At 65.0% G+C, this 25661-nt stretch carries 22 protein-coding genes; 7 read left to right on the top strand and 15 right to left on the bottom strand.

Features of this window, described 5'->3' with window-relative positions:
* Nucleotides 1-17: 17 nt before the first annotated feature.
* From AC1DW9_RS22180 to AC1DW9_RS22165, 4 genes are all read right to left on the bottom strand, one after another.
* Complete coding sequence (locus AC1DW9_RS22180) at nt 18-500, bottom strand: MarR family winged helix-turn-helix transcriptional regulator (protein WP_441480592.1); 483 nt, start codon at nt 498-500, stop codon at nt 18-20.
* Nucleotides 501-593: 93 nt separating this feature from the next.
* The gene (locus AC1DW9_RS22175) at nt 594-1175 is read right to left on the bottom strand and encodes an NAD(P)H-dependent oxidoreductase (RefSeq protein WP_441505788.1); all 582 of its coding nucleotides are present in this window, start codon (nt 1173-1175) and stop codon (nt 594-596) included.
* Between the two features lie 2 nt (nt 1176-1177).
* A complete protein-coding gene (locus AC1DW9_RS22170; protein ID WP_069878773.1) occupies nt 1178-2605 on the bottom strand; it encodes an FAD-binding oxidoreductase in 1428 nt (475 codons plus the stop codon).
* Nucleotides 2602-3930: a cytosine deaminase gene (locus AC1DW9_RS22165; RefSeq protein ID WP_441505789.1), complete on the bottom strand. Its 1329-nt coding sequence runs from the start codon at nt 3928-3930 to the stop codon at nt 2602-2604. Before AC1DW9_RS22165 ends, AC1DW9_RS22170 begins: the two co-directional genes overlap by 4 nt.
* Nucleotides 3931-4153: 223 nt before the next feature.
* On the opposite strand from AC1DW9_RS22165, the gene folD reads away from it, so the two are divergent.
* Nucleotides 4154-5017 carry a bifunctional methylenetetrahydrofolate dehydrogenase/methenyltetrahydrofolate cyclohydrolase FolD gene (gene folD / locus AC1DW9_RS22160; protein WP_441505790.1) on the top strand — a complete coding sequence of 288 codons (864 nt, stop codon included), beginning with the start codon at nt 4154-4156 and terminating at the stop codon, nt 5015-5017.
* 138 nt (nt 5018-5155) lie between these two features.
* On the opposite strand, the gene lpdA is transcribed toward folD, so the two are convergent.
* A complete protein-coding gene (gene lpdA, locus AC1DW9_RS22155) occupies nt 5156-6553 on the bottom strand; it encodes a dihydrolipoyl dehydrogenase (protein WP_441505791.1) in 1398 nt (465 codons plus the stop codon).
* 221 nt (nt 6554-6774) lie between these two features.
* On the opposite strand from lpdA, the gene AC1DW9_RS22150 reads away from it, so the two are divergent.
* The gene (locus AC1DW9_RS22150) at nt 6775-8436 is read left to right on the top strand and encodes an L-lactate permease (protein ID WP_441505792.1); all 1662 of its coding nucleotides are present in this window, start codon (nt 6775-6777) and stop codon (nt 8434-8436) included.
* A 26-nt stretch (nt 8437-8462) separates the two neighbouring features.
* Here the strand turns inward: AC1DW9_RS22150 and AC1DW9_RS22145 are convergent, their stop codons facing one another.
* The 8 genes from AC1DW9_RS22145 to zapE all read right to left on the bottom strand — a co-directional run bounded on the left by AC1DW9_RS22145 (nt 8463) and on the right by zapE (nt 18605).
* Nucleotides 8463-8888, bottom strand: a complete 426-nt coding sequence (locus AC1DW9_RS22145; RefSeq protein WP_441505793.1) for a VOC family protein — start codon at nt 8886-8888, stop codon at nt 8463-8465.
* A 165-nt stretch (nt 8889-9053) separates the two neighbouring features.
* A complete protein-coding gene (odhB, locus tag AC1DW9_RS22140; RefSeq protein ID WP_476855184.1) occupies nt 9054-10280 on the bottom strand; it encodes a 2-oxoglutarate dehydrogenase complex dihydrolipoyllysine-residue succinyltransferase in 1227 nt (408 codons plus the stop codon).
* A gap of 45 nt (nt 10281-10325) precedes the next feature.
* Nucleotides 10326-13283: a 2-oxoglutarate dehydrogenase E1 component gene (locus AC1DW9_RS22135; RefSeq protein ID WP_441492437.1), complete on the bottom strand. Its 2958-nt coding sequence runs from the start codon at nt 13281-13283 to the stop codon at nt 10326-10328.
* A 111-nt stretch (nt 13284-13394) separates the two neighbouring features.
* The gene (gene sucD / locus AC1DW9_RS22130; protein ID WP_476855183.1) at nt 13395-14279 is read right to left on the bottom strand and encodes a succinate--CoA ligase subunit alpha; all 885 of its coding nucleotides are present in this window, start codon (nt 14277-14279) and stop codon (nt 13395-13397) included.
* A 9-nt stretch (nt 14280-14288) separates the two neighbouring features.
* Nucleotides 14289-15485, bottom strand: a complete 1197-nt coding sequence (gene sucC, locus AC1DW9_RS22125; RefSeq protein WP_476775535.1) for an ADP-forming succinate--CoA ligase subunit beta — start codon at nt 15483-15485, stop codon at nt 14289-14291.
* 83 nt (nt 15486-15568) lie between these two features.
* The gene (gene mdh / locus AC1DW9_RS22120) at nt 15569-16531 is read right to left on the bottom strand and encodes a malate dehydrogenase (RefSeq protein WP_043241858.1); all 963 of its coding nucleotides are present in this window, start codon (nt 16529-16531) and stop codon (nt 15569-15571) included.
* Between the two features lie 261 nt (nt 16532-16792).
* Complete coding sequence (locus AC1DW9_RS22115; RefSeq protein WP_441492435.1) at nt 16793-17392, bottom strand: TetR/AcrR family transcriptional regulator; 600 nt, start codon at nt 17390-17392, stop codon at nt 16793-16795.
* A 13-nt stretch (nt 17393-17405) separates the two neighbouring features.
* The gene (zapE, locus tag AC1DW9_RS22110; RefSeq protein WP_441505795.1) at nt 17406-18605 is read right to left on the bottom strand and encodes a cell division protein ZapE; all 1200 of its coding nucleotides are present in this window, start codon (nt 18603-18605) and stop codon (nt 17406-17408) included.
* Between the two features lie 234 nt (nt 18606-18839).
* Here zapE and AC1DW9_RS22105 point away from each other — a divergent pair, with 234 nt between their 5' ends.
* Nucleotides 18840-19457, top strand: coding sequence for a GNAT family N-acetyltransferase (locus AC1DW9_RS22105; protein ID WP_441492433.1), 618 nt, complete (start codon nt 18840-18842; stop codon nt 19455-19457).
* Nucleotides 19458-19478: 21 nt separating this feature from the next.
* On the opposite strand, the gene AC1DW9_RS22100 is transcribed toward AC1DW9_RS22105, so the two are convergent.
* Nucleotides 19479-20174, bottom strand: a complete 696-nt coding sequence (locus AC1DW9_RS22100) for an AprI/Inh family metalloprotease inhibitor (RefSeq protein WP_476775537.1) — start codon at nt 20172-20174, stop codon at nt 19479-19481.
* Between the two features lie 173 nt (nt 20175-20347).
* On the opposite strand from AC1DW9_RS22100, the gene AC1DW9_RS22095 reads away from it, so the two are divergent.
* Nucleotides 20348-20731 carry a RidA family protein gene (locus tag AC1DW9_RS22095; protein ID WP_441505797.1) on the top strand — a complete coding sequence of 128 codons (384 nt, stop codon included), beginning with the start codon at nt 20348-20350 and terminating at the stop codon, nt 20729-20731.
* A 9-nt stretch (nt 20732-20740) separates the two neighbouring features.
* Here AC1DW9_RS22095 and AC1DW9_RS22090 read toward each other — a convergent pair whose 3' ends face one another.
* Nucleotides 20741-22330, bottom strand: coding sequence for an OpgD/OpgG family glucan biosynthesis protein (locus AC1DW9_RS22090; RefSeq protein ID WP_476775538.1), 1590 nt, complete (start codon nt 22328-22330; stop codon nt 20741-20743).
* A 294-nt stretch (nt 22331-22624) separates the two neighbouring features.
* On the opposite strand from AC1DW9_RS22090, the gene AC1DW9_RS22085 reads away from it, so the two are divergent.
* The 3 genes from AC1DW9_RS22085 (at nt 22625) to AC1DW9_RS22075 (ending at nt 25557) form a co-directional block, all read left to right on the top strand.
* The gene (locus AC1DW9_RS22085; RefSeq protein WP_476855182.1) at nt 22625-23182 is read left to right on the top strand and encodes a glyoxalase superfamily protein; all 558 of its coding nucleotides are present in this window, start codon (nt 22625-22627) and stop codon (nt 23180-23182) included.
* 584 nt (nt 23183-23766) lie between these two features.
* On the top strand, nt 23767-24912 hold the full coding sequence (locus AC1DW9_RS22080; protein ID WP_069878757.1) for a type III PLP-dependent enzyme: 1146 nt from the start codon (nt 23767-23769) through the stop codon (nt 24910-24912).
* A 117-nt stretch (nt 24913-25029) separates the two neighbouring features.
* On the top strand, nt 25030-25557 hold the full coding sequence (locus tag AC1DW9_RS22075; RefSeq protein WP_441492428.1) for a GNAT family N-acetyltransferase: 528 nt from the start codon (nt 25030-25032) through the stop codon (nt 25555-25557).
* Nucleotides 25558-25661 lie beyond the last annotated feature (104 nt).

Genomic DNA, 25661 nt, shown 5'->3' with positions numbered 1-25661 from the left:
TGCGTTCCATGCGCTGATCAGGCCTCAGCCTCGGCCTCGTCCCCATCGGCGTCAGGCTCGTCGATTTCGGCCCCGGCCTTGGACAGGCCCTTCGAGGCCTTGCGCAGCAGCTTGCGGAGCTGCTTGCGCTCCTTGGCGTCGAGCTTTTCCAGCAGTTCGTCCTCGACCTGATTCCAGACCGCATCGAGCGCAGCCGCGGTCTTCTGACCGTGCTCGGTCAACGCGACCTGAACCAGCCGGCCATCGCGGCTACCGCCCTCGCGCGTCACCAGCCCCTGCAAGGAGAGCCGGCCAATGGTCTTGGACACCGTCGGCGGTTTGACCCGAAGCAGGGTCGCCAGTTCGCCCATCGTCATAGGGGCTGGCTGGAGGGCCTTCAGCGCCTGCTCCTGCCCGGGAAAGAGCCCGAGGCCGTTGAGCCTCTCGCCCATGCGCGCCCGATGCAGGCGCGCAGCCACAAGGAGAGCTCGACCGACGCTTTTCTCGAGGGACTTGGTCATGAGCCGGTCCTTGGAAACTGCTCGGAAATCTATTCGCCGGCTCTGAGATCGCTTGCGATCATGACAGTGTGATGACGCAAGTGCAGCGCACAATCACAGAGTACGCATCTTTTTCGAGACGCGCGCAAGGAAGGCGTCTCGGCTGCCCGCTGTTGCGCGATTCATGTCGTAGTGAGCCAGGTAAAGCGGGCGTGCACTCGGATGACAAACGGCGCGCAGGGCCCGACACACCACCTTGCGCGGCGGATCGCCCATCAGAAAGGCGCGCCAGCGCGAGCCGCCATAGGTTGTGACGGCCACGAGACGGCGAATATTCCAGAGATTGGGCCTGACCTTGCCATCGTTCAGCTTGAACGAAACACCGGGCAGGAAGACGCGATCGAAATAGCCCTTGAGGATCGCGGGATAGCCGAAATTCCAGACAGGAAAGCACAGGACCAGCGCCTCGGCTGCTCGTAGCCGCTCGACATAGCCGGCAACCGGAAGCGTGTTGCTGGCAACATCGTGATAGCCGACCCGGCCCTCCCGGCTCAGCACCGGATCGAAGCCCTCGGCATTGAGATCGCAATCGTCGACCTCATGGCCGGCCTCTTCGAGCCCCTTCACCACGGCCCGATGCAACGCCGCCCCAAAACTGTCCGGATCGGGATGAGCGTAGAGGACGAGCACGCGCATGATCATCCACCCACGCCGGCATCGGCCAGGCTGCGGAACAGGAAGGTCTTGCCAGACTTGTAATCGTAGGACGGATCCTCCCAGGCGATCATCTTGCCGGGATTGAGCAGGCCTTGCGGATCGGCCTCGCGCTTGAAAGCGAGCTGCAGCTCGTCGGTCTGCTTCATGCCGCCTTCTTCCAAGGTGTAGCGATGCGGGTTGAAGATCGGCGCTCCCATCTCCTCATGAATCGCCATGATCTCCTCGAGCCGCTCCTCGCTGGTGAAGCGCACCAGCGGCAGGCCGAAGCAGGTGACCTTGCCGTCGAAGCGGACGAATTCGAGATGGCAGCGCACCTCGTCGCCAAAGCGCTCATGAATGCGCTGGATCAGCTCGACCTGGTTCGGGAAGGGGTAGAGCACCTGGAGATAGGTGATGGACGGGTCAACCCGCAGCGCCCGCAGCGTCGTGTGGTTCCAGCCCAGCTCATAGCCCGGCGGCAGGCCCTTGGCCTCTTCCGGCGAGAGTTTGTCGGAGCGCATCAGCAGTTCGGCGCCGCGGAAATGCCGGGCATAGGCGAGCAGTGCATCGACTGCGAAATCCGCCGCCATGACGATCACGACATGGCTGTCGCGCGGCAGGAATTTCTTGTGCCGCAGAAAATAGTCATGCGGCGCCGGGGCCGCGACGACCGCGAGGTTCTTCAGAGCCAGCCCGTCCTGCTCACCAAGCGCATTGGCGAACTCGGTCGCCGCGCGCAGCGTGTCGAAGCCGAGGATGACGTCGACCCAGTCATAGGCGGGCCCGAGCGGCATCTCGACCTCGGTGATGATGCCGTTGGTGCCATAGGCATGGGCAACCTTGTGCAGGTCGTCGCCGGTGAATTCGAGGATCCGGGGCGAGGCCTCCATCGTCGCGACCTTGAGCCGGATGATGTTGCCCCAGTCGCGCAGGCCACCCCATTTGATCGAGCCGACGCCGCCCGAACCACCGGCGATGAAGCCGCCGATCGAGGCGGTCTGATAGGTCGAGGGATGCAGGCGCAGCTCCTGCCTGGAATGCGCCCGCGTCTGCTCGTCGATGCGGGCCATGACCGCGCCCGGCTCGGCGACATAGCGTCCAGGCCCGATCGACTTGACCTTGTTGAACCCCGAGAGATCGAGCAGCACCCCGCCAGAGAGCGGCATCGCCTGGCCGTAATTGCCGGTCCCGGTGCCGCGCGGCGTCACCGGAATGCCGAGTGCATGAGCGGCCGCAAGGACGTCCAGCACCTCGGCCTCGCTGGTCGGCGAGACGATGATATCGGCCGTGACGTGGTCGAGCTGACGCTTGAGGGTCGGCGAGTACCAGAAGAAGTCGCGGCTCTTCTGCTTCACCAGCGCCGGATTGTCCTCGGTCCTGATTCCGCCGAGACGGTTCTTCAGGGCGGCGATGTCGTAGCGGGGGCTCATGCGCTCTTGCTCATCAGATGGTCGAGTTCGCGGTAATCCGGCAGCGTCCGGTCGATCGCCTTGCCGGCGACCAGCACCGTGCGATCAGCCTGGGGGCGCGCGAAGAATTCGGTCCAATCGCGGGCGCGGGTCAGGATCAGGTCGGCGGACAGTCCTGGCGCCACAACGCCCTTGTCGGCGACGCCCATGATCGCAGCCGGTGCGCGCGCGATCATCGCCGCGAAATCGGTCGGGCCATGATCGAGCTGGAGGATGCGGGTGCCTTCGCGCAGCACCTCGACGAGGTCGAGATCGCCATAGGCATAGAACGGATCGCGCGTATTGTCGGAAGCGATCATCACCGCCACGCCGGCAGCCTTCAGTTCGTGCAGCGCAGTGACGCCGCGCCAGCGTGGCGTGCGGCCGCCGTCGCGGTCCTGCAGATACATGTTGCACATCGGCAGGGACACAACCGCAATGCCGGCTTGCCCGACCTTGGCGATGATCCGCGCCTCATCCTGCGGAGCCTGCACAGCGAGCGAACAGCAATGGCCGGCGAGGATCTTTCCGGTGAAGCGATGCCGGAGTGCGGCCTCGGCAATGTATTCAAGCGACCGCGCCGCCGGATCATTGGTCTCATCGACATGGAAGTCGAGATCGAAGCCGTTCTCGATCGCCGTGCGGAAGACGATGTCGAGCGCCTCCGCGAGCTCCGGGATCATATAGGTGACGCAGCCGAAGATGCCGTCGCCATGCGCCTTCACGGCCCGCGTCACCGCCTGCATGTGCTCGGCGTCGAGCGCAAACTGGATGCCGAAAAGCGGCGAGGCCTGCAGCGCGACACGCCCGGCCCATTCCGCCCGCATCTCGGCCAGCACCGGCCAGGAGATGCCGATCTGCTTGCCGAGCGAGTCGATATGGGTGCGGACCGCGCTCGTGCCATGGGCGAAGGCGCAGCGCAGGCCGAAATCCATGCGGGCACGCACATCTTCCGACGTCCAATTGGCCTCGCGATCGGCCATGACATTCTCGAGTGCGCCCATGAAGGTGCCGTCCGGATTGCGGCGGCGCGGCCAGATATGGCCCTTGTCGAGATGGACATGCGCATCGACCAGCCGCGGCAGCACGATGCCGCCATCGAGATCGAGCCTGGGACCGCCCTCCGGCGCTTCCGTACCGGCCGGCAGGATCGACGCGATGCGCCCATCCTCGACGCGAAGGTCGACCAGCGCCAGTCCATCACGATCGGCAGCAAGGTCCGCGCCCTCGATCAGGCAGAGCGGGGAGCGGGCATTGGTCAGGCGATAGCTGGTCGAGGCGGGAATGGCGGCAAATCCTGTCGTCACGTCGTCAGCACTCCATCCCGTCAATCGCTGCCTTGCCCTCGCTCGATACAGGCCAGCATGAGTGGCGGCAAGGCGGCGATCACGCTGCCGTCGCCGCAGGCAAGAACAGCGCCTTTGGCGCAAATGGCCAAGGCGACGGCGCATCGATAATGGTGCGTCGATACTTGCCGCCCGCACGATGATCGCGCATGAGGAGCACTCAGCGAAACACAGGCGGTGGGTCATGGCGGATCAGGCGCGCATCATCGACGGCAAGGCGGCAGCTGCGGCACTGCGTGCCGAGATCGGCCAGGAGATCACCGCGATCAAGGCTGAACGGGGCCTGGTCCCCGGCCTGCATGTCGTGCTCGTCGGCGACGACCCGGCGAGCCGTGTCTATGTGAACTCCAAGGAAAAGCTTGCCGGCGAGATCGGCATGAACTCTGCGGTTCACCGCCTGCCGGCCGAGACCAGCGAAGCGGAGTTGCTGGCCAAGGTCGCCGCGCTGAATGCCGACGACAGAGTCGACGGCATTCTGGTGCAATTGCCCTTGCCGAAGCACATCAATCCCGACCGCGTGATCGAGGCGATAGACCCCGCCAAGGACGTCGACTGCTTCCATCCGATCAATGTCGGCCGCCTCGCCAACGGCCAGGCCAGCCTGATCCCCTGCACGCCGCTCGGCTCGATGATCCTGCTGAAGCAGACCCTGCCAACGCTCGCCGGACTGGAAGCCGTGGTGATCGGCCGCTCGGGCATCGTCGGCCGGCCGATGGCGCAGTTGCTGGTCCAGGCCGACTGCACCGTCACCATCGCCCATTCCCGTACCCGCGATCTTCCCGCAATCTGCCGGCGCGCCGACATCCTGGTCGCGGCGGTCGGGCGGCCCCACTTCGTAAGGGGTGACTGGATCAAGCCCGGCGCCACCATAATCGATGTCGGCATCAACCGCCTGCCCGACGGCAAGCTCGCCGGCGATGTCGACTTTGCCGAGGCCGTGAAGGTTGCAGGCGCGATCACGCCTGTACCGGGCGGCGTCGGCCCGATGACCATCGCCTGCCTGCTGCGCAACACCCTGACCGCCTTTCATGCAAGGCGGGGCCGATAAAGCCGAGGTCACGCGGACGCCGGTTCTGCCTTCGCATCACCCGAAACGTGAAACGCCCGGCGAAGCGCCGGGCGTTTGTCATAGGGGCTGAGATTCCCGGGCCTCCGCCTACGCTTCGGCCGGGAATCGAGATGCCGCTCACATATGGATCGCGCGCTTGTCGACGGCGAGCGCAGCTTCCTTGACCGCCTCGGCCAGCGTCGGATGAGCATGGCAGGTGCGGGCGAGATCCTCCGACGAGCCGCCGAACTCCATCAGCACCGTGACTTCGGCGATCAGGTCCCCGGCATGCGGGCCGATGATATGGCAGCCGAGCACGCGGTCGGTCGCCGCATCGGCGAGGAACTTCACGAAGCCCTCTGTGTGGCGCATGGCGCGGGCGCGGCCATTGGCGGTGAAGGGGAACTTGCCGATCTTGTAGGCGATGCCCGCAGCCTTCAGCTCCTCCTCGGTCTTGCCGATCGCGGCGACTTCGGGAGCCGTGTAGATGATGCTCGGGATGGCGTCATAGTTCACATGCCCAACCTTGCCGGCGATCAGCTCGGCCACCGCCATGCCCTCGTCCTCGGCCTTGTGAGCGAGCATCGGACCGCGCACCACGTCGCCAATGGCATAGATGCCCGCGACGTTGGTCTTGAAATGGTCGTCGATCACGACGCGACCACGCTCGGTCGCGACACCAGCGGCGTCCAGGCCGAGGCCATCGGTGTTCGGACGACGGCCGATCGCGACCAGCACGATATCGGCAGACAGCGTCTTGGCCTCACCGCCGGCGGCGGGCTCGACCGTGACGGTCGCGCCCTTCTTGCCCGTCTCGACCTTGGTGACCTTGGAACCCAAGTGGAATTCGAAGCCCTGCTTCTGCAGGATGCGCTGGAATTGCTTGGCGATCTCGTCATCCATGCCGGGCAGGATGCGGTCGAGATATTCGACCACGGTGACCTTGGCGCCGAGACGGCTCCAGACCGAACCGATTTCGAGACCGATTACGCCGGCGCCCACCACCAGCAGCTCCTTCGGCACGGACGCAAGCTCGAGTGCGCCGGTCGAGGTCACCACGGTCTTCTCGTCGATCTCGACGCCCGGCAGGCCGGCCGCTTCCGAACCCGTCGCAATGACGATGTTCTTGGTCTCGAGGACCTGGCTCTTGCCGTCCGCACCCGTGACCTCGACTTTCCCCGCGCCGGGGATGCTCGCGGTGCCCTGGAAGGCCTCGATCTTGTTCTTCTTCAGCAGGAAGGCGACGCCATTGACGTTCGCGTCGATCGTCTCCTGCTTGTGGACCAACATCTGCTTGAGATCGAGCTTGGGCGTGCCGACGCTGATGCCGAGACTCGGGAAGGTGTGGCCGGCCTCTTCGAACATTTCCGACGCGTGCAGCAAGGCCTTGGACGGGATGCAGCCGACATTCAGGCAGGTGCCGCCATGAGTCTTGCGCTTCTCCACCACGGCGACCTTGAGGCCGAGCTGAGCGGCGCGGATGGCACAGACATAGCCCCCGGGGCCAGTACCGATGACGACGAGATCGTAGGACATGACTTCCTTCCGTTGAGCAGGCAATGCGCGCCGACACTCGCGGCGCGGCGTCTTACCGGCCGCAATACATCGCTTTGACGCAGTCCGCCATGCCCGCAATAGATGTCGACATTGCGAGCGCGATTGCTATCATTTCCGTTGATTGAGCGTATAATTCGCAACAATACCAAGAAGCACATTTCGCGTTCCCGCCTTGCGACGGCTCAAGGGAAGATAGCGCCATGTGGAATCAGGTCTACGACCCATTCGGAAACAGCGCCCTGTCGACGCTCGCCGCAGCGCTTCCGGTCCTTGTATTATTAGGATTGATCGCATCAAATACCGTCAAAGCACATATTGCAGCGATCATTGCTCTTATTGTCGCCAATCTTGTGGCGATATTTATATTCACGATGCCCGCCGGAATGTCGGCCCGCGCTACGGCGCTCGGAGCGGTGACTGGATTCTTCCCAATAGGCTGGATTGTCCTAAATGTGATCTTTCTCTACCGGCTTACGGTCGAGAAAGGCGCCTTCGAAACCTTGCAGACCACGATCGGCGGAGTGACCAGCGACCGACGGATTCAGCTCCTGCTGATTGCCTTCGCCTTCGGAGCCTTCTTCGAGGGCGCTTCGGGCTTCGGCACCCCGGTCGCGGTGACCGGCGCGATTCTGATCGGGCTCGGCTTTTCCCCCTTGGCAGCATCTGGGCTCTCGCTCATCGCCAATACGGCGCCGGTCGCCTTTGGTGCTCTTGGAACACCGATCCAGGGGCTCAGCCAGGTCACCGGAATTGATCCGTTCCTGCTTGGAGCCATGGTCGGCCGACAATTGCCGTTCTTCTCGTTGCTCGTGCCGTTCTGGCTGATCTGGGTCTTCGCCGGCCGGCGTGGCATGCTGCAGATCTGGCCGGCCATATTGGTCACCGGCGTCTCTTTTGCGGTGCCGCAGTTCCTCATCTCGAACTTCATCAATCCCTGGATCGTCGATATCGGCGCCTCGCTGATCTCGATGGCTTGCCTGATCGGCTTCCTGCAGATCTGGAAGCCCCGCGAGATCTGGGCCTCACCGGCCCTGCGCGGCCATGACGTCTCCGCCGAGGGGCGAATCATACCGGCTGTATCCACGGAGCGATCCGCACCTGCGCAGGTCTGGATGGCCCTGGCGCCCTGGATCATCGTTTGCGCGATCCTGCTGATCTGGGGCACGGACTGGTTCAAGACCAGTGTGAATTCCTGGGCCGTGTGGAGCTATCCGGTGCCGGATCTCCATAACCAGATCGCCAAGGTGGCGCCGGTTGCGCCACGTCCGACACCGGAGGCCGCCGTGTTCTCGTTCACCTGGCTCTCCTATACCGGCTCGGGCATGTTGATCGCAGCGATCATTTCCGGCTTCGTCATGGGATTCACGCCTGGTCGCATGATCATGACCTATGTCCGGACGATCAGGCTCTGCGCCTATTCTCTGATCACCATTTCGGCCATGCTGGCGATTGGTACCCTGACCAGGCTCTCAGGCATCGATGCCACCCTCGGGCTCGCCTTTGCCGGAACCGGGGTGCTCTATCCCTTCTTCGGCACCCTGCTCGGCTGGCTCGGCGTGGCGCTGACGGGCTCGGACACCGCCTCGAACGTGCTGTTCGGCAATCTGCAGAAGGTCACCTCAGAACAGCTCGGCCTTTCGCCGATCCTGATGGGGGCGGCGAACTCGTCCGGCGGTGTCATGGGCAAGATGATCGATGCCCAGTCGATCGTCGTCGCCTCCACGGCGACAAACTGGTTCGGGCACGAGGGCACGATCCTGCGCTTCGTCTTCTGGCATTCGATCGCGCTAGCCTGCCTCGTCGGCGGCCTCGTGATGCTGCAGGCCTATGTCCACCCCTTCTCGGCGATGGTCGTGCACTGAAGCAATGGCGCGATCGGGCTTAGGCTTCAGCCCGGCGCCAGCGGCGCGTTGAAGGCCCAGACATGGCCGAAGGGATCGGTCAGGCGGCCGTAACGCGCGCCCCAGAACACATCGCCCGCCGGCATGAAGGTGATTGCGCCCGCAGCTTCCGCCCGGGCCATTGCCGCGTCGACATCGCTCGGGCTCGGCAGATTGACGTTGAGCGCGATGCTGGCGCCGCCATGTGCATGCGGCGAAGCGACAGGCCCCCCGAATTCCGGGAACTCGTCATGCAGCAGGATTTCGCTGCCGAACAGCGCAAGATTGGCGTGCAACACCCGCACGCCATCCTGCGCCATCTGCTTGAAGGTGCACTCGGCGCCGAAAGCCTTCTCGTAGAAGGCGATCGCCTGGAGGCCGCCCTTGACGCAAAGATGCGCCTGGAGCGAGGGAGGATTGGGGCCAAAAGCCATCGCGAACTCCTTCCCTATCCCTGATCCCAGCGCGAGACCGCAAGACAAGCCGAGTGGTCGCGCAGCCGGATCAGGCCCTTGAAATGGGAACCAAGCTCGCACCCGGCGATGGCCGCCTGAGCGACGTGCCGGGCACGGGCACGGTTCCCGCAGTCCTATGCGAACTCAGAGGTCCAGGACGAGACGTGCCGGGTCCTCAAGAGCTTCCTTGATGCGAACGAGGAAGGTCACAGCCTCCTTGCCGTCGATGATGCGGTGATCGTAGCTGACCGCCAGATACATCATCGGGCGCACGACGATCTGGCCGCCGACCACCATTGGGCGCTCCTGGATCTTGTGCATGCCGAGGATAGCCGACTGCGGCGCGTTCAGGATCGGCGTCGACATCAGCGAGCCATAGACGCCGCCATTCGAGATCGTGAAGGTGCCGCCCTGCATGTCCTCGATCTTGAGCGCGCCATCGCGCGCCTTCTTGCCGAGCACACCGATTTCCTTCTCGACACCGGCAATCGAGAGCTGGTCGGCATCGCGAACCACCGGCACGACGAGGCCCTTGTCGGTGCCGACCGCGACCGCGATATGGTAGTAGTTCTTGTAGACGATATCGGTGCCGTCGATCTCGGCATTGACCGAGGGGATTTCCTTCAGGGCCTGCACGCAGGCCTTCACGAAGAAGCYCATGAAGCCGAGCTTCACGCCGTGSYTCTTCTCGAASMCGTCCTTGTACTGGTTGCGCAGSGCCATSACMGCCSWCATGTCSACCTCGTTGAAGGTSGTGAGCATGGCSGCRGYGTTCTGSGCYTCCTTSAGGCGGCGCGCGATGGTCTGGCGCAGCTTCGTCATCTTGACGCGCTCTTCGCGCGAAGCGTCATCGGGAGCCGACGGGGCGCGGACCTGGACCGGAGCTGCGGGCGCGGCCGCAGCCACTGAACCCGTCGCGATGGCGGCCAGCATGTCGCCCTTGGTGACGCGACCGTCCTTGCCAGACGCCGCGACATTCGCCGGATTGACGCCGCTCTCGGCGGCGAGGCGCGCGACGGCCGGGCCGGAATCGGCAGCCTTGGTCGCCGGCGCAGCAGCAGCGGCCGGAGCAGCGGCAGGCTTCGCAGCCTCGGCAGCCGCGACAGGCTTTGCCGGAGCTGCAGCCACGCCGTCACCGGCCGAGATCGAGCCGAGCAGGGCGTTGACGCCGACCGTTTCGCCTTCCTTGGCGACGATCTCGCCGAGGACGCCGGCAGCCGGGGCGTTCACCTCGAGCGTGACCTTGTCGGTCTCGAGCTCGACCAGGGGCTCGTCGGCCTTCACAGCCTCGCCCGGCTTCTTGAACCATTTGCCGATCGTCGCCTCCGAGACGGATTCGCCGAGTGTGGGTACGCGGATTTCGGTCGCCATATCAGGCCTCTTGTTCGTGTCTTTGTCTGGCGTCTTCGGACAGGGTCAGGCCGCGAAGGCCTCGTCCATGAACGCTGCGAGCTGGGCGGTATGCTTCGACATCAGGCCGGTCGCTGTCGCGGCCGAGGCCGGGCGTCCGACATAACGCGGGCGCTTCGGCTTCGAGCCGGCATGGCCCAGCACCCATTCGAGATAGGGCTCGACGAAGGTCCAGGAGCCCATGTTCTTCGGCTCCTCCTGGCACCAGACCACATCGGCGGCCTTGAAGCGCGCCAACTCCTGCGCCAGCGTCTTCAGCGGGAACGGATAGAGCTGCTCGACGCGCATCAGGTAGACGTCGTCGATGCCGCGCTTCTCGCGCTCGTCGAGCAGGTCGAAATAGACCTTGCCGGAGCACAGCACGACCCGGCGGATCTTGCCATCCTTGACCAGCTTCGTCTCGGACCGGCCGCGCTCGGCATCATCATGCAGCACGCGGTGGAAGGTCGAGCCCTCGGCCAGCTCCGACAGGTCGGAGATGCAGCGCTTGTGGCGCAGCAGCGATTTCGGCGTCATCAGGATCAGCGGCTTGCGGAAGTCGCGCTTCAGCTGCCGGCGCAGGATGTGGAAATAGCTCGCAGGGGTCGAGCAGTTCGCGACCTGCATGTTGTCCTCGGCGCACATCTGCAGGAAGCGCTCGAGGCGGGCCGAGGAATGCTCCGGCCCCTGGCCCTCATAGCCATGCGGCAGCAGGCAGACGAGGCCCGACATGCGCAGCCACTTGCGCTCACCCGACGAGATGAACTGGTCGAACACGACTTGCGCGCCATTGGCGAAATCGCCGAACTGCGCTTCCCAGGCAGTCAGGGCGTTGGGCTCCGACAGCGAGTAGCCGTATTCGAAGCCGAGCACCGCCTCTTCCGAGAGCATCGAGTTGATGACCTCGTAGCGTGACTGGCCTTCGCGGATGTTGTTCAGCGACGTATGGCGGGCCTCAGTCTCCTGGTCGATCAGCACCGAGTGGCGCTGCGAGAAGGTGCCGCGTTCGCAATCCTGGCCGGAGAGACGCACGGGGTGGCCGTCGAGCAGCAGCGAGCCGAAGGCGAGCGCCTCGGCCGTCGCCCAATCGATGCCCTGCCCGGCCTCGACCGCCTTGCGGCGATTGTCGAGGAAGCGCTGGATCGTGCGATGGACGTTGAAGCCGGGCGGCGTCGAGGTGATCTTCTCGGTGATCTCCTTCAGCACCGCGGCCGGAACGCCGGTCGCGCCGCGGCGCGGGTCGTCCTCGTCGGCGCGGATCGCCTTCATGCCGGCCCAGCGCCCGTCCAGCCAGTCGGCCTTGTTGGGCTTGAAGGTCTGGCCGGCGTCGAACTCGATCTCGAGCTTGCCTTTCCAGGCCGCCCTCATCTCGTCGAACTCGCCCGGCTGCACCACGCCTTCGGCTTCCAGCTTGGTGGCGTAGAGCTCCAGCGTGGTCTTGTGGCCGCGGATCTTGCGATACATCAGCGGCTGGGTGAAGCCCGGCTCGTCGCCTTCGTTATGGCCGAAGCGGCGATAGCAGAACATGTCGATGACGACCGGCTTGTGGAATTTCTGCCGGAACTCGATCGCGATCTTGGCGGCGAACACGACCGCTTCGGGGTCGTCGCCGTTCACATGGAAGACCGGCGCCTCGACCATCTTCGCCACGTCGGACGGATAGGGCGAGGACCGCGAATAGCGCGGATAGGTGGTGAAGCCGATCTGGTTGTTGATGATGAAATGCACCGAGCCGCCGGTGCGATGGCCCTTCAGTCCGGACAGCCCGAGGCACTCGGCCACGACACCCTGGCCGGCGAAGGCGGCATCGCCATGCAGCAGCAGCGGCAGCACCTTGGAGCGCTCGACGATATCGCCGAACTGGTCCTGCTTGGCGCGGACCTTGCCGAGCACCACGGGATCGACGATCTCGAGATGCGACGGGTTGGCGGTCAGCGAGAGATGGACGTTGTTGCCGTCGAACTCACGGTCGGACGAGGCACCGAGATGGTACTTCACGTCGCCCGAGCCCTCGACATCGTCGGGAGCGAAGGAGCCGCCCTTGAACTCGTGGAACAGCGCGCGGTGCGGCTTACCGAGCACCTGGGTCAGCACGTTGAGGCGGCCGCGATGGGCCATGCCGAAGACGATGTCGCGCACGCCGAGCGCGCCGCCGCGCTTGATGATCTGCTCCAGCGCCGGGATCAGCGCCTCGGCGCCATCAAGGCCGAAGCGCTTGGTGCCGGTATATTTCAGGTCGATGAACTTCTCGAAGCCCTCGGCCTCGACCAGCTTGTTGAGGATCGCCTTCTTGCCTTCGCGGGTGAAGGCGATCTCCTTGTCCGGCCCCTCGATCCGCTCCTGCAGCCATGCCTTCTGCTCCGGATCGGAGATGTGCATGAACTCGATGCCGATCGTGTTGCAATAGGTCCGCTGCAGGATCGCGACCATCTCGCGAAGCGTGGCGAACTCCATGCCGAGCACGTTGTCGATGAAGATCTTGCGGTCGAGATCGGCGTCGGTGAAGCCGAAAGTGGCCGGCGACAGCTCCTCGGGATCCCTCGCCTGCTCAATGTCGAGCGGATCAAGCTTGGCGTGGAGATGGCCGCGCATCCGGTAGGCGCGGATGAGCATGATGGCGCGCACAGAATCCCGCGTCGCCTGCTGCACGTCCGACGCGCTGAGCGTCGCGCCGGCAGCCTTGGCCTTGGCGCTGAGCTTGTCGCCGATGACCTTCTCGACCACGCCCCAATGGCCATCGAGCGCCGAGATGAGCTCGCCGTTGGCATGGATCGGCCAGTTCGGCTTCGTCCAGGACGCACCCTTGGCGTTCTGGATAATGGCCGGGCCATCATCCTTCAGCCCGGCGAAGAACCCGCGCCACTGCTCGTCGACCGAATTCGGATCGGCCTGATAGCGCGCATAGAGGTCCTCGATATAGGCCGCGTTGCCGCCATAGAGGAAACCCGTCTGCGCGAGAGCCTCGTTGATGTCCTGGCGAGCCATTGTCGTCCTGCCTTCTACCGTCGTCCTGCCCCGTTCCCGGAGCGTCTCATGCCGTCATTGCGTCTTAAGTAAGATGGCCGGGCTGGCCCGGCCATCTCGTCGCGTGGGCGTTCAGCCCTTCAACACGTCGACCAAGGTCTTTCCGAGGCGAGCCGGCGAAGGCGAGACCCGGATACCGGCCGCTTCCATCGCGGCGATCTTGTCTTCCGCGCCGCCCTTGCCGCCGGAGATGATCGCGCCGGCATGGCCCATGCGGCGGCCGGGAGGAGCCGTGCGGCCGGCGATGAAGCCGACCATCGGCTTCTTGCGGCCGCGCTTGGCCTCGTCCTTGATGAACTSCGCGGCGTCCTCTTCCGCCGARCCGCCGATYTCGCCGATCATGAYGATCGACTCGGTCTTGGGGTCSGCCAGGAACATCTCGAGCATGTCGATGAACTCGGTGCCCTTGACCGGGTCGCCGCCGATGCCGACGGCCGTGGTCTGGCCGAGACCCTCGCGGGTGGTCTGGAATACGGCCTCATAGGTCAGCGTGCCGGAGCGCGAGACGATGCCGACCGAGCCGGGCTTGAAGATATTGGCCGGCATGATGCCGATCTTGCTCTGGCCGGCGGTGACGACGCCCGGGCAATTCGGCCCGATCAGGCGCGACTTCGAGCCGGAGAGCGAACGCTTGACCCGCACCATGTCGAGCACCGGGATGCCTTCGGTGATGCAAATGATCAGCGGAATCTCGGCGTCGATCGCCTCGCAGATCGCGTCGGCCGCGCCCGGAGGCGGCACATAGACGACGGAGGCATCGGCCCCGGTCGCGGCGCGCGCCTCGGCGACGGTGTCGAAGACCGGCAGGCCGAGATGCAGCGCACCGCCCTTACCGGGCGAGGTGCCGCCGACCATCTGCGTGCCATAGGCGATCGCCTGCTCGGAGTGGAAGGTGCCGTTCTTGCCGGTGAAGCCCTGGCAGATGACCTTGGTGTTCTTGTCGATCAGGATGGACATTGTTTTTCCTCAAGCCTTCTTGACCGCAGCGACGATCTTCTGTGCCGCATCGTCGAGGTCGTCCGCCGGGATGACATTGAGGCCGGAGGTCCGGATGATCTCCTTGCCTTCCTCGACATTCGTGCCCTCGAGGCGCACCACCAGCGGGACCTGGAGGCCGACCGCCTTCACGGCGGCGATGACGCCGCGCGCGATGACGTCGCACTTCATGATGCCGCCGAAGATGTTGACCAGGATGCCCTTCACCTGCGGGTCGGCGGTGATGATCTTGAAGGCTGCAGTGACCTTCTCTTCCGAGGCGCCGCCGCCGACATCGAGGAAGTTCGCCGGCTCCTCGCCGTAGAGCTTGATGATGTCGAGCGTCGCCATGGCGAGGCCCGCGCCGTTGACCATGCAGCCGATCGTGCCGTCGAGCGCGATATAGGCGAGGTCATACTTGGACGCCTCGATCTCCTTGGCATCCTCTTCCGTCTCGTCGCGCAGCGTCATCACCTCGGGGTGACGATAGAGCGAGTTGGAATCGAACGAGACCTTGGCGTCGAGGCACTTGAGCTGGCCCTGCGTCGTCACGATCAGCGGGTTGATCTCGAGCATCGCCATGTCCTTGCCGACGAAGGCGGCATAGATCTGGGCGATGACCTTCTCGGCCTGCTTGGCGAGGTCGCCGGTGAGACCCAGCGCCTTGGCAACGGTGCGGCCGTGATGCGGCATGATGCCGGTCGCGGGCTCGACCGAGAAGGTCAGGATCTTCTCGGGCGTGTCATGGGCGACAGCCTCGATGTCCATGCCGCCTTCGGTCGAAACCACGAAGGCAACGCGCGAGGTCTCGCGGTCGACCAGGGCCGAAAGGTAGAATTCCTTCTCGATGTCCGAGCCGTCCTCGATATAGAGGCGGTTGACCTGCTTGCCGGCCGGGCCGGTCTGGGCCGTCACGAGCGTGTTGCCGAGCATTTCCTTGGCATGGGACTCGACCTCTTCGATCGACTTGGCGAGACGCACGCCCCCCTTCGCATCGGCCGGCAGTTCCTTGAACTTGCCCTTGCCGCGACCACCCGCATGGATCTGGCTCTTCACGACATAGAGCGGGCCCGGGAGCTTCTTGGCGGCCTCGACGGCTTCCGCCACCGTAAGGGCCGGGAAGCCGGCGGAGACGGGCGCGCCGTACTCCTTGAGGACCGCCTTGCCTTGATATTCGTGGATGTTCATGTGCTCGAATTCCTTGCGTGCGCTGGCGAGGGCGAATGGAAGGGCGCGCAGCAGTGAGACTGCCGCACGCCCTTCGCTCTATCTCACGCCAATGACGAATCGATGGACTTGCAGGCGTCGATCAGGCCCTGCACCGAAGCCACCGACTTCGAGAGCATTTCCTGCTCCGCCTTGTTGAGACGGATCTTCACGACCTTCTCGACGCCCTTGGCGCCGATGACCACGGGAACGCCGACGAACATGTCGCGCACGCCGTACTGGCCCTTCAACGCGGCAGCCGCCGGCAGGACGCGCTTCTGGTCCTTGAGGTAGCTCTCGGCCATCGCGATGGCCGAGGCCGCCGGAGCGTAGAAGGCCGAGCCGGTCTTGAGCAGGTTGACGATCTCGCCGCCGCCCTTGCGGGTGCGCTCGACGATGGCGTCCAGACGCTCCTGCGTCGTCCACTTCATCTTGACGAGATCGGGCAGCGGGATGCCGGCGACGCCGGAATAGCGCACCAGCGGCACCATGTCGTCGCCATGGCCGCCGAGCACGAAGGCCGAGACGTCCTTGACCGAGACCTGGAACTCTTCAGCCAGGAAATGGCGGAAACGGGCCGAGTCGAGCACGCCGGCCATGCCGCAGATCATGTTGGGCTTCAGGCCCGAGAACTTCTGCAGGGCCCAGACCATCGCGTCGAGCGGGTTGGTGATGCAGATCACGAAGGCCTTCGGCGCATATTGCTTGATGCCCTCGCCGACCGACTTCATCACCTTGAGGTTGATGCCGATCAGGTCGTCGCGGCTCATGCCGGGCTTGCGCGGCACGCCGGCGGTGACGATGACGACATCGGCGCCCTTGATGTCCTCATAGGACTGGGTGCCCTTGTAGCCGGCGTCGAAGCCGTCGACCGGGGATGACTCGGCAATGTCGAGGCCTTTGCCCTGCGGGATGCCTTCGGCGATGTCGAACAGCACGACGTCGCCGAGTTCCTTGAGCCCGGCGAGATGGGCGAGCGTGCCGCCGATCTGGCCGGCGCCGATGAGGGCGATCTTCTTGCGGGCCATAGCCTAGTCCTTGTGCTTGCGCTGCGAGATGCCGGAGACCCGGCGAAACCGTGGGTTTCTTTGGCCCAAACAGGCCTTTTGCTGCAAGTCGTCTTATGGCGATCACGGTCGGGCTGGAGCGCACGCGCCCTGGAAAACAGCCTTCACCTTTCTCGCCGTCAAATCAATGTCTTGCGCAATGCACGCCTCGCGCGAGGCAAGAATAAGGCGGGCAAATTTCCGATTACAAATTACAAAAAATGTAATTTGTAGCCAGAATTTTCAGACGATGCCCGTCGCCAGCACGCGCAGGATGACCCTGATCAGCGTCGCCAACCGAAGGTCTACCGAAGCCTGCGGCACATCCGCGTCGAGCGCCAGCGCAGCAGGGTGAATGAAGCGATGCGTGGCATCGATGACGAAGGCGATCGCCCTGTCGCGATCGCGCGGTTCGAAGGCGCCCGAGCCGATGCCCTCGTCGATGACCCGCTCGAACAGCGCCCTCACCCGGGTGCGGTTGCGACGGCTGATCGCATGACGCCCGGCGACAGCCTGCGACAACGCGGCGAACAGATGCCGGTCCTCCAGCAGCAGGTCGCGATTGGCCTTGGCCAGAGCCAGGATCAGCCGCTCCAGCTTGTCATGGGCGGGGTCTGGTCCGTCGGCGATGTCGGCGAGGCTGCGCTCCGTCGCCTTGAGCCAGACATCGACCACGGCGTCGACGAGCGCAGCCCGCGACGGGAAATAGCGATAGACATTGGCATGCGTCATGCCGGCTTCTTCGGCGACCGCCACGACGGTGAAGCGCTTCAGCCCGTGCAGGCGCAGATGCTCGCTGGCGACGGTGAGGATGCGGGTTTCGCTCGGCTCGCGCGTCGGCATGCGGCGACGCTTCTCAAGTCTCGACCAGGCCGGTCGTGTCGCCGCTGGCGGCGGAATCGACACGGCCATGCGGCAAGGCCAGGTAATCGCCGGAGCGCATCTCGATCAGCCGCGAGACCGTACGGTCGAACTCGAACGCCTCGCGACCGCTCGTGGCGATGTAGAGTTCGTGCGGCTCGGCCTGCGCCGAAGCGATCAGCTTCACATGGAGCTCATAGAGCGTGTCGATCAGGATGATGAAGCGCTTCGCCTCGTTGCGCTGCGTCTCGTCCATCACCGGAATGTCTTCGATCATCAGCGTATGGAAGCGCTCCGCCAGCTCGAGATAATCCGAGGCGCCATAGGCCTCGGCGCAGAGATCCCTGAAACCGGCGCGCGCGACGCCCCCGGCCGCTTCCGGCACGCGCAGCTCATGCCCCTTGACCGACAGGACGAGCGGCCGCCCATGGGCGACCCCGCTCAGAGTCAGAAAAGCCTTGTCGAGCGCGGCCCTGGCCGTTGCATCGGCAGGCACATGATAGGTCGGTGCGCCGCCAAGCTTCTCCAGCCGGAAGTCGGTGCGGGCATCGAGACGCAGCACATCGACCTTCTCGGTCAGCAATGCGATGAAGGGCAGGAACAGCGCTCGGTTGAGCCCGCCCTCATAGAGACGCGACGGCTCGACATTCGAGGTTGCGACCACCACCACGCCGGCCGCGAAGAGCGCCGTGAACAAGCGCCCCAGAATCATTGCATCGGCGATATCGGTGACGGTGAATTCGTCGAAGCAGAGCAGCGTTGCCTCTTCGGCGAGTTCGGCTGCGACGGGACCGATCGGGTCGGGCTCCTTGACCTCGCCCGCCTTCAGGCGCTGGCGGTAGGCGTGGATGCGCGCATGGACATCGGCCAGGAAGGAATGGAAATGCACGCGCCTGCGGGCCATAACCGGCGCCGAGTCGTAGAACATGTCCATCAGCATGGTCTTGCCGCGGCCAACCGAACCCCAGATGTAGAGGCCCTTGATGCCATTGGCCGACGCCTGCCGCTTGCCGAACAGCCAGCCGAGCGCACTGCTCTTTCTGGCCAGTTGGCGTGAGGCGAGTGTCTCCGACAGCGCCTCGAGCCGCTTCACCACGGCGAATTGCGCCGCATCGCGCTCGATGACGCCGGCCTCGACCATGGCGACATAGCGTTCGGAGATGGTGGCGGGCATGGCCTGCGGGCGGGACAGCATCGGCTGCCCGGGTTAAGCCAGGCTCGATGCAACCGCAAGCCTGCTGGCTGATGCACGCTTAGGCATGGGCCGCAGATCGGGGCAGATTGGGCGAAATATCCGCGCTCCCGCCCAAATTTGCCACAGCTTCGCCTCTTGCATTCCCAGATTGGCGGCGCATCTTCCGACCCGAGCTCTAGGGACGAACGCCTCCTGGACGGTAGCGCGACTTGGCGCTGTGACAGGAGAAGACAATTGGCTCGTTCGACAAAGGCCGGCGCAATGTCCGGCCAGGGTGAAATTCGCCGGCTCTGGCCTGCGGAACGCACCCTCTTCATCGATCATCTGCTGCGCTTGGACGTGCTTACGCGTCGCGAGCGCTTTGGCACGGCCGTCAACGACGATTTTCTCGTCAATTACGCTGAGACCACCTTCGGCGTCGGCGGGCTGGTCTATGCCTATATCGAGGACGGAAAGGTCCGCGGCGCGGCCGAACTGCGCGGCCTGGAAGACATCGTCACCCAGACGGGCGAAGCCGCGTTCAGCGTCGAGAAGGCCTGGCGCCGGCAAGGCATCGGCGAAGCGCTGTTCACGCGGCTGATCACGGCCTCGCGCAATCGCGGCATTCGCACGCTCTACATGACCTGCCTGCCCGAGAACGCTGCCATGCGCCGGCTGGCGCGCAAGTTCGAGGCCGAGCTGATTGGCGGCTACAACGATGTCGAGGGGACGATCGCCACCGGCGGGCCGACGCCTTTCACCGTCCTCGACGAAGCCTTCGACAATGCCAAGGGCTTTGCCACTCTGGCGCTGTCGCTGCAGCGCCGGTTCTGGCGCCCGGCCTTTTTCGCGAGATCGTCGTCGCGCCCATGAGGCGCGACGAGCAGGCCCGCCTCAGCGGTTGAGCGAGAGGGCGGCGCCGGATTTGGTGACAGCGCCGTTCATGCTGCCACTGTCCCCGGCACGCAAACGCGCGACTACCGTGCCGCCCGGCTGGTAGAGATAGACCTCGCCGTCGCGATAGTCCCAGGCATTGACCTTCTGCAGGTCACGATTGGCGCAGCCTGCCGCATTGGCGCGGTAGAGATCGAGAGCCGGCGTGCTCGACAGGTGGATCCGGCAGGAACTGCCCGTCGCCTCGCGCGCGGTCCAACTCCCGATGACGCTGTCACGCGAAGATCCCGCGCTGCGGGCGGGGGCGGCGCCCTGGCCCAGCGTCGCGACCTGGCCGCTGCCGCCTCTGAGTTGCGGAATCTCGGTTGCCCCGGCGACAGGCGGCGCGCTCTGCGGTTGCGGCCGTCCTGCATTGGGATCGAAGAACGGATCCTGCGGCGCCGGCAGGGCTCCCGGCGACGAAGGCGCGGAGGCGGCCGGATATCCGCCCGGCGGCGGCAAGGGCTGCGACGTCACGGGAGCAGAGCTGATCGGCGGAGCCGATTGCAGCTGAGGCTGGCCGTAGCCCGGCCCACCGGAGAAGCCGGGTCCCGGCCCGTTGAAACGCTGCGACCCCGCGCAGGCCGTGAGCGCAAGGAAGGGCAGCAGGCAGGCGGCCTTGAAGAAGCGATGTCGTGTCGCGGTCACGGTCGTCATGCGGTGCCTATTCCCGTCTCGTTGGCTCAGCTGATTCGCAAGCCTAGGCCTGCGCAATGAACGTGGCATGAGCACCTCAATCCCCCAAATACCGGAACTGATCAACTCCGCCACGGGGCATTTGGTTCTTGGGTGCCCGGCGCGGCATAGTCCGGCAGCTTTGGAGAACCAGCATGAAGCCGCTCAACCCGCCCTCGATCCGCCCGCCCTTCGCCCGTTACAGCCATGGAGCCGAACTGCCCGGCGGGCAGCGCCTCGTCTTCTGCTCCGGGCAGCTCGGCATCACGGCCGATGGCGGCATTCCCGAAGATGCACGGGCTCAGGCCGATCTCTGCTTCGCCAACATCGCCAAGATCCTCGGCGAAGCCGGCATGACGCTCGCCGATATCGTGCGGATCAATGCCTATGTCACCGACCGGGCGTATATGAAGCCTTATATGGAATCGCGTGACGCCCATGTCGGCACGCCGCCTCCGGCCTCGACCCTGATGATCGTCTCCGGCTTCACTCTGCCCGAGTTCAAGGTCGAGATCGAGGTCGTGGCCGCAGCAGCCTGATCCGAGCGATCAGACCTCGGCACGCCACGGATAACTCCAGGTCTCCGTCAGCGTCTTGTCGCCGCTCTTCAGGAAGGCACGCATCTCTGCGAGTTGCCCGGGCTCGACGACGATGTCGATGAAGGCGCGGAAACCTTCGGTCTTCGGGTTAGGCACGATAAAGGCACGGTTGATCCGGCCATAGGCGATCGACGGCACGATCTCGACCTTCTCCGGCTGCTTCAGGTGATAGTCGAGATCGCCGCCGGCGAAATCGACGATGAAGCGGCGCGCGCCATCGGTGACGGGCTCGCCCGAGCCGAGCGCCTTCGGCTTCGCCTGGTAGGTGTTGATCACACGGCCGCCGGGGTGGAGGTCGCTGGAGTCGAGCAGCGCGGTCAGCTTGTAGCCGAAGCGGAACTCGCGGCCGGCCTCGAGCGCGGCCTTGGGTGCCCAGAGCGCGACGATATTGTCATTGGTCTCGTCGCCGGTCGGCAGCTCGATCAGCTCGACCACGCCCTCACCCCAGTCGCCCTGGGGTTCGATCCAGTAGGACGGCCTGAGCTCGTAGCTGAGATCGAGATCCTGATAGTGCTCGAAGACGCGGTCGCGCTGCATCAGCCCGAAGCCGCGCACATTGCTTTCGACGAAGGAGGAAACCGCCTGCTGCCGCGGATTGCGCAAGGGCCGCCAGATCCATTCGCCGGTGCGCGAGTGCACCATCAGGCCGTCGGAATCATGCAGCTCGGTCCGGAAATCGTCATGGAAGCGCCGGTCGTTCTCGCCGGTGAAGAACATCGAGGTCAGCGGCGCGAGGCCGAGCTTTTCGATCGTCTTGCGCGGGAACAGCGCGACGCTGATATCGACCACGCTGTCGACATCCGGATAGATATGGAACTGGTAGGCGCCCGATACCGAGGCTGAATCGAGAAGCGCATAGACCGTGACGCGCTCGGCGCCCGCGCTCGGTGCCTCCACCCAGAACTCGCGGAAGACAGGGAACTCCTCGCCTCCGGGCACGCCGGCACCGATGGCCAGGCCGCGCGCCGAAAGCCCGTAACGCTGCTCGCGGCCGAGCACCCGGAAATAGCTGGCGCCGATGAAGGAGATCAGCTCGTCGAAAATGCGCGGATCGTTGAGCGGATAATGCAGGCGGAAGCCGGCAAAGCCGAGATTGACCGGCAGCGGCTTCTCGAACTTGATCCGGCCATAGTCGAACAGGTTCGACGAATAAGGCACCGGTGTCGGTACGCCGTCGCGCACGATGTTCACGGTCACCGGGCGCGTGAACAGGAAGCCGGGATGGAACATCTGCATCCGGAAACCCGAACCGGTCGGCGCCAGCAGCGCCCGCTCGGGGCGGAAGCGGATATCGCGCCAGGCGTCGAAATCGAGACGCGACAACGGTTCCGGCAGGGTCGGACCAGGCTCATAGGGCGCGGCCGCGATCTCGCGAGCCCGGCGCACCACGTCCTCGAAGCCGAAGCGCGGCTGCGGTGGGGTCGGGGCCGGAGCCGGCTGCGTCTCCGGCTGCTGCGCGAGCAGCGCGGCGGGCGCCACGGAAAAGCTCAAGGCGGCGGAAAGGCCGGCCAGGATCTGGCGGCGATTGGATACGGTCATGATTCGAGGAAGCCCCGTCGCGTTTGCGCCCGAAGGCGCATCTCGCCAACGACTTAGGCGATGAAATGGGGCCGGTCTAGGGCGCAGCGGCGGCGCATCTCCGGCACGCACGATGTTGACAGCCGATCGCCCTGTTTTCTACGTTTCGCCCCGGGCCGGATGCAGCCCGCCGCTCGCGCCCTCCCGGGCATGGTGAATGCATCCCGCTTCCGTCCCGATCCCGATCGATCCGGTGGACGCTTCCAGCAATGCGAGCCCTGGCCGCTTCGTCCACCATCGAGAAGGATTGTGAACATGCGCACCTATCGCGATGCGAAACTGATGGCCAAGGCCCTGCGCGAAGCCGTGGCTCCGCAGACCGCGCTTTCACACGCCCAGGCGCTCGAAATCGTCGCCCGGCAGTTCGGCTATGACGACTGGAACATCCTCGCGGCGAAAATCGGCGAGGCAGAAGCCCGCCCGGCCGCCGGCACCGACCAGGCAGGCGTGACCCTGAATATGGGTATCCCGATCCTGCGGATCTTCGACCTAGAGAAAGCCAAGGAGTTCTATCTCGGCTTCCTCGGCTTCAGCATGGATTGGGACCACCGCTACGGACCTGAATTCCCGATCTATATGCAGGTTTCACGCTCGGGCCTGCAACTTCACCTCTCCGAGCATCATGGCGACGCCAGCCCAGGATCGACCGTCTTCGTCTGGATGCAGGGCGTGGACGCCTATCGCGCCGAACTGATCGGCAAGCGCTATCCCTTCTCGAAACCCGGTATCCAGGAAAATGGCGCGGGCGGTCGCACGCTCGAGGTGCCGGACCCATTTGGGAACCGCATCCGCTTTTGCGAGAAACGGGCCTAGATTGAGGCTCGATCAGCCTCGATACCTGCGGTTGCGCGCCCGTCGACCAGCCCGGCGCGCTTCTGCCTCGCGCGTTCGGCGAAAAAACCGAACCCCGAGGTCAAAAAGAACTTGTAGAGGGGGGCCGCAGTTCGTATATGCGGCTTACCCAATTCGCACGTGCCTGTGGCCGCGTGCTGGTCGGTGGGCATTCGGACAAGAGGCCGGACAGCCGCCAGGGATGGGAAACGGATGGAGGGGGATGGATATCCCCTCAAATCACGCTCCCGGCTCTCGCAAGAGAGCCGCTCCCGAACAGCGACCAGCAGCCGGAGGCGAAACCGGCAAACCCCGAATCTCCACGGGGGACGCAGCTTAAAGCAACGACGGAGCGGGCTTTTTTGGTCTCGTTGGCTTTCCACAGGTCAACACCGAAGAGGCTTGTCCTTCATTGCCGGCCGTGCGGGGGTTCCCCAATCGACGGTGTTTCGGGTCCGGACGTTTCGTCCGCTGTTCTCGGCGTCTCCATCGCGCCGTGACCTGCGAACGACTCACCCGGCGATACGTCGTATCGGCGCCGCTTGCGCCGTAGGGGAGTCGCGCCGATGACCGAGCGCATCCGTGAATTTCTGCGTAACCGCCGTGAAGACGGCCCCTGCGTCGTCATCGATCTCGATGTCGTGCGCGAGAATTATCGTGCCTTCTCCCGGGCCCTTCCCGACACGCGCGTCTTCTACGCCGTGAAGGCGAACCCGGCACCGGAGGTGCTTGCCCTGCTGGCCAAGCTCGGCTCCTGCTTCGATTGCGCCTCGGTCGTCGAGATCGAGCTCGCTCTCGCGGCCGGCGCCACCGCTGACCGCATCTCCTATGGCAACACGATCAAGAAGGAGCGCGACGTCGCGCGCGCCATGGAGCTCGGCGTGCGCCTGTTCGCCGTCGATTGCGTAGCCGAGGTCGACAAGATCGCCCGTTCCGCCGCCCTCACCGCGGTCAAGGACGCGCGCATTTTCTGCCGCATCCTCTGCGACGGCGCCGGCGCCGACTGGCCGCTCTCGCGCAAGTTCGGCTGCGTGCCCGAAATGGCCGCGGACGTGCTTGAGCATGGCCATCGTCTTGGCCTGGGCGCCTATGGCATCTCGTTCCATGTCGGCTCGCAGCAGGCGAACGTGAACGCCTGGGATTCCGCCCTGGCCTCGGCCTCGGCGGTGTTCAAGGAATGCGCCACCCGTGGCATGTCGCTGTCGATGGTCAATCTCGGCGGTGGCTTCCCGGCGCGCTACCTGCGTCCGATCCCAGGCGTTCCGGCCTATGGCGATGCGATCTTCCGGGCGCTGTCGAAGCATTTCGGCAACCAGCTTCCGGAGACGATCATCGAGCCGGGCCGCGGCATGGTCGGCGAAGCCGGCATGATCGAGGCCGAGGTCGTGCTTGTCTCGAAGAAGAGCGAGGACGATCAGGTTCGCTGGGTCTATCTCGACATCGGCAAGTTCAGCGGTCTCGCCGAGACCATGGACGAGGCGATCCGCTATCCGATCCGCACCCCGCGCGACGGTGACGCGACCGTGCCGAGCGTCCTGGCCGGCCCGACCTGCGACTCGGTCGACGTCATGTACGAAAAGACTCCGTACATGCTGCCGTTCAGCCTGGAGATCGGCGATCGCGTGCTGATCGAGGGCACCGGTGCTTATACGACGACCTATTCGGCCGTCGCCTTCAACGGCTTCCCGCCGCTGAAGCAATACGTCATCTGACGTTCCGGCTCCGGCACCTGCCGGAGCCGCCCCCCAAATCATTCTGTTTGGCCGCGTTCGCGCGCGGCGCCGGGAAGGTCTGCGCTCTTGCGCAGGCGCTCCGGCCGGAGGTGCGTCATGATCACGATCCGCGAGGAAACCGCGTTCGACATCCAGGCCCGTGAGGCCCTGCTCGACCGTTGCTTCGGCGAGCGCCGTTTCGCCAAGACCAGCGAACGCCTGCGTGAAGGCCGGATGCCGGCCGCCGGGCTGGCGCTTGTCGCGGAGCGCGACGGCGCAGTCGTGGCAACCGTCAGGCTCTGGAACATCGATGCCGGCGGCCATGATGCTCTGCTGCTCGGGCCGCTCGCCGTCTCCCCGGATCTGCACGGCGAAGGGCTCGGCAAGACGATGATGCGCGAGGCGATCTGGCGCGCTGCCTGCCATGGCCACGGCGCTGTGCTGCTGGTCGGCGATGCGCCCTATTACGCTCGGTTTGGCTTCTCGGCCGAGCCGATGCGCGATCTTGCCATGCCCGGCCCGGTCGAGCGCGAGCGCTTCCTCGGCCTCGAACTGCGCCCCGGCGCGCTCGCGGGCGCCGCCGGCGTCCTGTCCGCAACGGGGCGCCTGATCGAGCCCCTGCCTGCCGCGGCGCTCGCAGCCTGATCGCGAGCGTCACCACGGCGTCATCCGCACCGGATTGTCTTCAGCGTCGTCGGGGTCGGAATCGACCCTGGCGGCGCAAAAATGGCGTTCCGGATTGACGAGCG

It is taken from the genome of Allobosea sp. P4_E12 (assembly GCF_056401655.1).
The sequence above is the reverse complement of the archived record's forward strand: the minus strand, read 5'-3'. Positions and strand labels throughout refer to the sequence as shown.

Bases quoted from the DNA above. Each gene is read 5' to 3' on its own strand.
- AC1DW9_RS22180 (WP_441480592.1), bottom strand. From the start codon at position 500: ATGACCAAGTCCCTCGAGAAAAGCGTCGGTCGAGCTCTCCTTGTGGCT.
- AC1DW9_RS22175 (WP_441505788.1), bottom strand. From the start codon at position 1,175: ATGCGCGTGCTCGTCCTCTACGCTCATCCCGATCCGGACAGTTTTGGG.
- AC1DW9_RS22170 (WP_069878773.1), bottom strand. From the start codon at position 2,605: ATGAGCCCCCGCTACGACATCGCCGCCCTGAAGAACCGTCTCGGCGGA.
- folD (WP_441505790.1), top strand. From the start codon at position 4,154: ATGGCGGATCAGGCGCGCATCATCGACGGCAAGGCGGCAGCTGCGGCA.
- lpdA (WP_441505791.1), bottom strand. From the start codon at position 6,553: ATGTCCTACGATCTCGTCGTCATCGGTACTGGCCCCGGGGGCTATGTC.
- AC1DW9_RS22150 (WP_441505792.1), top strand. From the start codon at position 6,775: ATGTGGAATCAGGTCTACGACCCATTCGGAAACAGCGCCCTGTCGACG.
- AC1DW9_RS22145 (WP_441505793.1), bottom strand. From the start codon at position 8,888: ATGGCTTTTGGCCCCAATCCTCCCTCGCTCCAGGCGCATCTTTGCGTC.
- AC1DW9_RS22135 (WP_441492437.1), bottom strand. From the start codon at position 13,283: ATGGCTCGCCAGGACATCAACGAGGCTCTCGCGCAGACGGGTTTCCTC.
- sucC (WP_476775535.1), bottom strand. From the start codon at position 15,485: ATGAACATCCACGAATATCAAGGCAAGGCGGTCCTCAAGGAGTACGGC.
- mdh (WP_043241858.1), bottom strand. From the start codon at position 16,531: ATGGCCCGCAAGAAGATCGCCCTCATCGGCGCCGGCCAGATCGGCGGC.
- AC1DW9_RS22115 (WP_441492435.1), bottom strand. From the start codon at position 17,392: ATGCCGACGCGCGAGCCGAGCGAAACCCGCATCCTCACCGTCGCCAGC.
- zapE (WP_441505795.1), bottom strand. From the start codon at position 18,605: ATGCTGTCCCGCCCGCAGGCCATGCCCGCCACCATCTCCGAACGCTAT.
- AC1DW9_RS22100 (WP_476775537.1), bottom strand. From the start codon at position 20,174: ATGACGACCGTGACCGCGACACGACATCGCTTCTTCAAGGCCGCCTGC.
- AC1DW9_RS22095 (WP_441505797.1), top strand. From the start codon at position 20,348: ATGAAGCCGCTCAACCCGCCCTCGATCCGCCCGCCCTTCGCCCGTTAC.
- AC1DW9_RS22090 (WP_476775538.1), bottom strand. From the start codon at position 22,330: ATGACCGTATCCAATCGCCGCCAGATCCTGGCCGGCCTTTCCGCCGCC.
- AC1DW9_RS22085 (WP_476855182.1), top strand. From the start codon at position 22,625: ATGCGCACCTATCGCGATGCGAAACTGATGGCCAAGGCCCTGCGCGAA.
- AC1DW9_RS22080 (WP_069878757.1), top strand. From the start codon at position 23,767: ATGACCGAGCGCATCCGTGAATTTCTGCGTAACCGCCGTGAAGACGGC.
- AC1DW9_RS22075 (WP_441492428.1), top strand. From the start codon at position 25,030: ATGATCACGATCCGCGAGGAAACCGCGTTCGACATCCAGGCCCGTGAG.